We start from the raw sequence: 6,225 nt of genomic DNA on the forward strand, positions 1-6,225 counted from the left end.
TAAAAATCTGATGAAATGAACTTTTTTAATCCATCCATGCTGGCCGGTATAGTAAGTGTTTTTACTGTATTCCATGCAACAGCACAGGTTAAAACAACAGCAATGAATAGTCATGAACTTTCGGTATTAAATCAACTTAGCTCCCCGGCAGTAGTTGTGAATATGCCAGTATCACAACTTTTGAATGCGCCAGGCAACGAGGCATTGAGAGCTTTCTTCTTTACGCCTGTAAAAGATCCAACGGTATTAAAGGGTAAAAAGATCGCTGTATTGGCGGCTGATGGTTTTGAAGAAATTGAATTACTTGGGCCGGTATGGTATTTCAAACAACTCGGAGCCCAGGTAGATATTGTAGCGCCTAAATACAATCCTGCGCCAGAACGGTATGGCCTGACGTATCCCGAAATGGCAAAAACACATATCATGGCCATTCAGTACTTGCAGCCCGTTGGCTGGATCAAATTCGATCGTACTGCCGACATGATCAAAGTAAGCGATTATGATGCTGTTTTTATACCTGGTGGAGCATGGAATCCCGATAACCTGCGCTACGATAAAGATGTGATAAAGTTCCTCCAGGATTTCAATCAATCGGGCAAACTGATTGCCGCTATTTGTCACGCACCGGTTGTATTAGCTTCTGCTGATATTTTAAAAGGAAAAAAGCTGACAGGTTACTGGAATATACAGGTGGATTTGAAGAACGCCGGAGGTACCGTAGTGGACCAACCAGTGGTAACAGACGGCAACCTGGTAACCAGCAGGCATCCTATAGATGTAGCTGAATTTTCAAGAGCGGTAGAAAACTGGTTGATCAACAAGTAACCCGATCCATTTAATACTCCAATAAAAAGGAACAGGTCATTTCGATGATCTGTTCCTTTTCCTGCGTCGGGGTGACTGAAACAAAAAGCGATGATCCAGAAAGGGTATATCCTTATAGATGTGAAATTTTAAAAATATGCTTACCCTTTTGAGGATACTCTATACTCTCTGTAATAGCCCTATTAAAATCTTCCAGATCGTGTATCCCTCCTAATGGCACCTGAAAACCAGGTTGTGCAGATATGGTGATAATTTCATTGAGGATAGGAGTGTCTGCTTCTTTGGGCGGGTTGAAGAAATAACGATATACATGGGATTTGATTTCTATCCCGCTCATTAATATATCAAAATTATGCAACTCAAACCGGTTGGCGCTCATTCCTCCGTTAATTATCACCCGGCCGCCAAAAGCCATGCTTCTGATCAATTCACCTGTAACAGGGCCACCAACGTTATCAATGACTCCATTAATCCCTTTGTTTTGTGTGATTCTCATAATTTGTTCGTTCACATCTTCCTGCAGCTTAGAAAGCTCAATAATAGCATTGGCACCCATTGAAGTAAGATCAACTGTTGCTTGTGCCTGGCGAATCAAAGAGATCACATTTATGCCCATATGCCTGGCCAATTGTGTCACCATCGTAGAAACTGATGAATTACCCGCAGTAAGGGCCAGCCATTGGCCTGGAACTAATCCTGCCTGATCAAGCAGGTCCCATGCCGTTATAAGGTTCACAAACTGCGAGGCCAGCTCAATTGGATAATCAGCGGGCAGCCGTATGAGCCATTCCGATGGGACAGCCGCATATTCAGCCCAGGTATTGTAATAACTGAATGCAACAAATGTTCCTGGTTGTAATTTAACTTGTCTTCCTGCTTTTTCGATAATGCCGGCACCGTGGTTTCCTGCAATCTGACCAGGAAATTGTGGCTTTTTAGGTTCCGGATATAGATTCTGTATGAATAAAAAATCGCCCGGATTAATGGATGTAGCCACCATCCTCACCAGCACTTCGTTATCTCCTATTTCAGGAACAGGTACATTTCTAAGTTCCAATACATCCTCAGGAGAACCAATTTGATCAAATACAATTGCTTTCATAATTTATGTCAGTATTTTATTTGAAAGGCAATATTATATGGGATTGCATAACTTTGGCTTGTCGTTTTTGACAAATACTATGCAAAAACTGCCACTATGCATTTTGTGATTTATCTGCCACCAGGGTTTTATTCAGCGATTGCATCTACATTCGTTGAAATCCTGCAGGCAATAAATAGTTTAAATGAACCGGCACCATTTACATTTGAATTTGTTTCACCTGACAGTCAGGCGGTATCAAGATCAGGCATCATTTATAACACAAAGAGCCGTCCTTCGAAAAAAATAGACGTGTTAGTGCTCTTAAGTGGTTTGGGGGCAGAAGCGATCTCAACGCCCAATCTCCTGCAGGATGAATGGCGGGTTGCCAAACCTCTGATAAAAGCCGCACAAAAACAAGAGGCTATTCTTGCAGCTACCTGTGGTGCATCATACATGCTCGCTGCTTCTGGCATATTGAATGGCAAACGGGCAACAATATCCTGGTGGTTGAAAAAAGAAGTACAGGAGCAATTTCCAAATGTAAGGTGGGAGCCCACACGTATTCTGGTTCGTGATGGCCGGATCTATACATCCGGGGGAGGCTTTTCAGGATTGGAATTAATTACCACCCTGCTCGCTGACCTGGGTTTTTCGACACAGGAACGTCGTGTACGAAAACTGATGGTGTTGCCTTCTTCACGCCAGTTTCAAAGCCCATATGAGTTTGCGCTGGATAAGCAGTCCGGCCAACTTGAAAAAAAGTTGAACAGGCTTTTTAAAGACAACCCCGGCATGAACATTTCGATTATGGCAAAAGAATTAGGCATGTCACCAAGAACCATGGCTCGTAAATTTTTTGATGAACTTCAGATAAGTCCTGGAAAATGGATACAGAAAAAGCGGATTGACATGTCGAAAACGTTATTGGAAGAAACAAACCTTTCAATTGCCGAGGTATGTTATCAAATTGGCTTTGATGATCCATCTTCTTTCTCCCGGTTATTTTCTAAAACTACAGGAATGGGGCCTATTGAATTCAGGAAGCAAATACAACATCGCCCTGTTCGTAAAAAATTGAAATAACAGATAATATTTACAATGATTAAATATGGAAGACTCGCAATCCCCAAAAATGTATTTATACAGGCGGTTGGTCCAGGCAAAGCTTTCCATCGATACTCATTATGCCCAACCTATCGATCTTAACAATATTGCAGACGAAGCAAACTTTTCCAAATTTCATTTCATCAAACAGTTCAAAAATATATACTACAAAACACCCCACCAGTATCTGATCTCTGTAAGGATTGCGAAGGCGATGGAATTACTGAAAACCGGAACACCCGTTTCAGTCGCCTGTTATGCTGTAGGATTTGAAAGCTTAGGCTCATTCAGCGGACTTTTCAAACGAACGGTCGGCACAACACCATCCGATTATTTAGCTCAACAGCAAAAGCTGAGAACGCAAAGAAACGAATCTCCGCTGAATTTCATCCCGGGTTGCTTCGCCGAAAAGAACGGCTGGCTGAAAAAATCGCAATTTTAGAGAAATAGCGCTTTCCTTTTTCATCGTCCTTTGCTATACAATCTAAAACAAAGCACATGATAACCAGAATGACGCATGTAACTGTATACGTTCTTGATCAGGAGAGCGCTTTTGACTTTTACACCAACAAGCTCGGATTTAAAGTTGTCACAGACGTCCCCATGGGCAAGGATGGTCGCTGGCTTACTGTTTCCCCACCGGAACAGCCGGGCTTTGAAATCGTATTATTCCCCGTTGCAAAGAGTGGTATGTCTAAAGAGGCTGCAGATGCATTGAGGGAGCTGGTAAAAAAAGGAACTTTCGGCATAGCCGTTTTCACATGCCGCGACATCTTTGCTACTTATGAAGAACTAAGGATAAAAGGCGTGGAATTTACCAAGGTTCCCACAAAAGAATTTTATGGCACTGAAGCTATATTCAAAGATGACTCAGGCAACTGGTTTTCACTCGCTCAAATCAATTAATCCATGAAAACCATATTTGACAAAACAACGAGAGATGAACTGATTGCCAGGATCAATAACCTGCATGAAGGCACCGCGGCTCAATGGGGTAAAATGAATATCGGTCAAATGGTAGATCATTGCATCCGGTATGAAGAAATGATGTTAGGCCGGATAAAATGCAAAAGATCTTTTGCCGGAATGCTGTTCGGCAAAATGGTTTTGAAAAGTCTTTTAAAGGATGAAAAAACGATCCCACAGAGTATGCCTACAATTCCTGAGATCAGGATAAAAAATAACTCTTCATGCGATATAGCTGTAAGAAAAGAGAACTGGGTTGCCCTGATAGAGGAATGTGGCCGACGTTCGGACCTGGAATTCATACATCCCTTTTTTGGAAGAATGACCAAAGAACAGGTTGGGCGCATGAGTTATAAACATGCCGACCATCATCTCCGTCAGTTTAATTGTTAGTGTTGGGATTGTGATAGCATTCTTGCTATCCGTTCCTTTTCCCGGTCGGGGCGACCAGATTTGTACGGGATAATGAAAGACTTAATGGATACTTTTTATGAATCAGCCTTCAACAATTGCTCAATTTTAGTCTTAAACCAATTAGTTTTTACCAGATCGCTAACAGTGTACTTATTAAGTATTAACTGAAGATATACCCTGCTATAGTAGGTCTTCATACTGAAAAAAGGATAAAAGACCTCAAAATCATCACTTTTTAATGCTTGCAGGATAGGCTCGATGTCTTTGTTCTTTTGAACACCATCCTTAAATTCACTATAACTTTGCCTTGCCACTTCAATTCCAGCAGCTATAGTGAGTAACTTGTCATTCTTTTGAGTCGTGATTTCGTTAATATAGGCGGCTTTGTCAAATCCCTCACAATCAAGTTCTGCTATATTATCAGGATGGTAAATGTAATTTTCAAAAGCATAGTAACGCAATATCCGTAGATTGGGATATTTTTTTTGAAGCCTGGTTATTTCATCATCCATTATGTAGTCCCGATCTCTTATACCTAACTTAGTTGTATCTCCTTTTATATTTAAAAATACATCTCTACTATCCTTTTCAGGAAGAAATAGGTAGTTCTTCCCACTTAGAGCTAGATTGTAGTGTGCTGCGTTTTGATTCTCTACTACCACTAACTTATAGTCACGAAGTATATTCTCCAAAGTTTCCTTAGGCAAAGCAATAGTATAAACTTCAAGATTTTCTTTAGGCTCAGGTATTAACAGTTGTGATACATCAAAATTCAGCGAATCCAAATCGATAATACTCGCATTATCTGCATGCCGCGCAAAATCAATAAAACCCAATGCATGAGAAGCTGTCCACAATTGAGCATCATCGGGAATCCAAACGTTAACAACTTCTGATAATAATTTGGATTGAAGGGATGTATTCAGATGGCAATCCATTTCATCAATGTAGATAATGGCATCTTTATATTGTTCTTTTCTAACTATAAAGTTAAGAAGAAGAATTACGACTTGTTTTTCTCCATGGCTCAGTAAGTCATAATTGATTTTAGAAGTTCCTTTTTTAAAAATCAATTTTGCACTTTCCTGTGGAGTAGCGTTTTGAAACTCCGCGATCTGAATTGTAGTGGCTTCATCTCCACCAAAGATATTTAGCAGAGAGGAATTTAAAGGATAAATAAAGTCCTGAAAAATCTGTAACGTATCGGCTGAACGGCCACTAAAAACAGGTTCACGTAGCGCGTTGTCTATTTGTTGAATATAAAGGGCCACATCGTTGTAAAACCTCTCATCTACATCAATAAATGATGCCGGTGCGTCCTTATTATTGCTAACTTCCTCAGCGCTACCCCGGTTAGTTATCCTTGGCACAATCCGAATGCTACTTCTCCCTACAAACTTTCGTTTTAACACATTCGACTCCCCAATAAATTGATCCCACTCTATCCCGTTTTGTTCTCCATTGGAAAAAGTGACTACTATTTTCAGATTATCTCCATCCTTGAAATAATATGGCTTTAAACTTGAAGTATAATGAGCTTTATTTGCCAAGCGGGTTACCTGCCTGCTCATAAAATCGAATCCATCGAAAATAGAGGACTTCCCTGAACCGTTTGCTCCTACTAGCAATACGAGTTTAGATGTCTCCGGTATTTTGTCAATAGTGAGATCAGAGAAACGCTTAAAATTTCGGAGTTCCAGTTTAGTAATACGCATATATCAAAAATAGCGTAATCCAGGATCAAGGCCAAAAGTTGTGGAGTAAGTTGTAGATCAAGCATATAATTTGGTTAATCGGAATAAAAAGAATTCGATGCATTTTACCCCTCTAAA

The 6,225-nt window shown here is 40.5% G+C and carries 7 protein-coding genes; 5 read left to right on the forward strand and 2 right to left on the reverse strand.

The window, feature by feature from the left end:
• Window positions 1-15: 15 nt before the first annotated feature.
• Complete coding sequence (locus CLV42_RS10800; protein ID WP_211303427.1) at window positions 16-825, forward strand: DJ-1/PfpI/YhbO family deglycase/protease; 810 nt, start codon at window positions 16-18, stop codon at window positions 823-825.
• Between the two features lie 112 nt (window positions 826-937).
• On the opposite strand, the gene CLV42_RS10805 is transcribed toward CLV42_RS10800, so the two are convergent.
• Entirely contained in the window at window positions 938-1,927 is a 990-nt protein-coding gene (locus CLV42_RS10805) for a quinone oxidoreductase family protein (RefSeq protein WP_106601914.1), read from the reverse strand.
• A gap of 96 nt (window positions 1,928-2,023) precedes the next feature.
• Here CLV42_RS10805 and CLV42_RS10810 point away from each other — a divergent pair, with 96 nt between their 5' ends.
• From CLV42_RS10810 to CLV42_RS10825, 4 genes are read left to right on the forward strand one after another with little or no spacing between them, the layout of a single operon-like run.
• Window positions 2,024-2,992, forward strand: coding sequence for a GlxA family transcriptional regulator (locus tag CLV42_RS10810; protein WP_106601915.1), 969 nt, complete (start codon window positions 2,024-2,026; stop codon window positions 2,990-2,992).
• Between the two features lie 49 nt (window positions 2,993-3,041).
• Complete coding sequence (locus CLV42_RS10815; protein ID WP_245901595.1) at window positions 3,042-3,455, forward strand: helix-turn-helix domain-containing protein; 414 nt, start codon at window positions 3,042-3,044, stop codon at window positions 3,453-3,455.
• A 56-nt stretch (window positions 3,456-3,511) separates the two neighbouring features.
• Window positions 3,512-3,919: a VOC family protein gene (locus CLV42_RS10820; RefSeq protein WP_106601917.1), complete on the forward strand. Its 408-nt coding sequence runs from the start codon at window positions 3,512-3,514 to the stop codon at window positions 3,917-3,919.
• Between the two features lie 3 nt (window positions 3,920-3,922).
• Window positions 3,923-4,372, forward strand: a complete 450-nt coding sequence (locus CLV42_RS10825) for a DinB family protein (protein ID WP_106601918.1) — start codon at window positions 3,923-3,925, stop codon at window positions 4,370-4,372.
• Window positions 4,373-4,467: 95 nt separating this feature from the next.
• On the opposite strand, the gene CLV42_RS10830 is transcribed toward CLV42_RS10825, so the two are convergent.
• Entirely contained in the window at window positions 4,468-6,108 is a 1,641-nt protein-coding gene (locus tag CLV42_RS10830; protein WP_106601919.1) for an AAA family ATPase, read from the reverse strand.
• Between the last annotated feature and the right edge of the window lie 117 nt (window positions 6,109-6,225).

Source organism: Chitinophaga ginsengisoli, assembly GCF_003014595.1.
Taxonomy (GTDB): Bacteria; Bacteroidota; Bacteroidia; order Chitinophagales; family Chitinophagaceae; genus Chitinophaga; species Chitinophaga ginsengisoli.

Excerpts from the sequence above, each read along its gene's own strand:
- CLV42_RS10800 (WP_211303427.1), top strand. The coding sequence starts at position 16 with ATGAACTTTTTTAATCCATCCATGCTGGCCGGTATAGTAAGTGTTTTT.
- CLV42_RS10805 (WP_106601914.1), bottom strand. The coding sequence starts at position 1,927 with ATGAAAGCAATTGTATTTGATCAAATTGGTTCTCCTGAGGATGTATTG.
- CLV42_RS10810 (WP_106601915.1), top strand. The coding sequence starts at position 2,024 with ATGCATTTTGTGATTTATCTGCCACCAGGGTTTTATTCAGCGATTGCA.
- CLV42_RS10815 (WP_245901595.1), top strand. The coding sequence starts at position 3,042 with ATGTATTTATACAGGCGGTTGGTCCAGGCAAAGCTTTCCATCGATACT.
- CLV42_RS10820 (WP_106601917.1), top strand. The coding sequence starts at position 3,512 with ATGATAACCAGAATGACGCATGTAACTGTATACGTTCTTGATCAGGAG.
- CLV42_RS10825 (WP_106601918.1), top strand. The coding sequence starts at position 3,923 with ATGAAAACCATATTTGACAAAACAACGAGAGATGAACTGATTGCCAGG.
- CLV42_RS10830 (WP_106601919.1), bottom strand. The coding sequence starts at position 6,108 with ATGCGTATTACTAAACTGGAACTCCGAAATTTTAAGCGTTTCTCTGAT.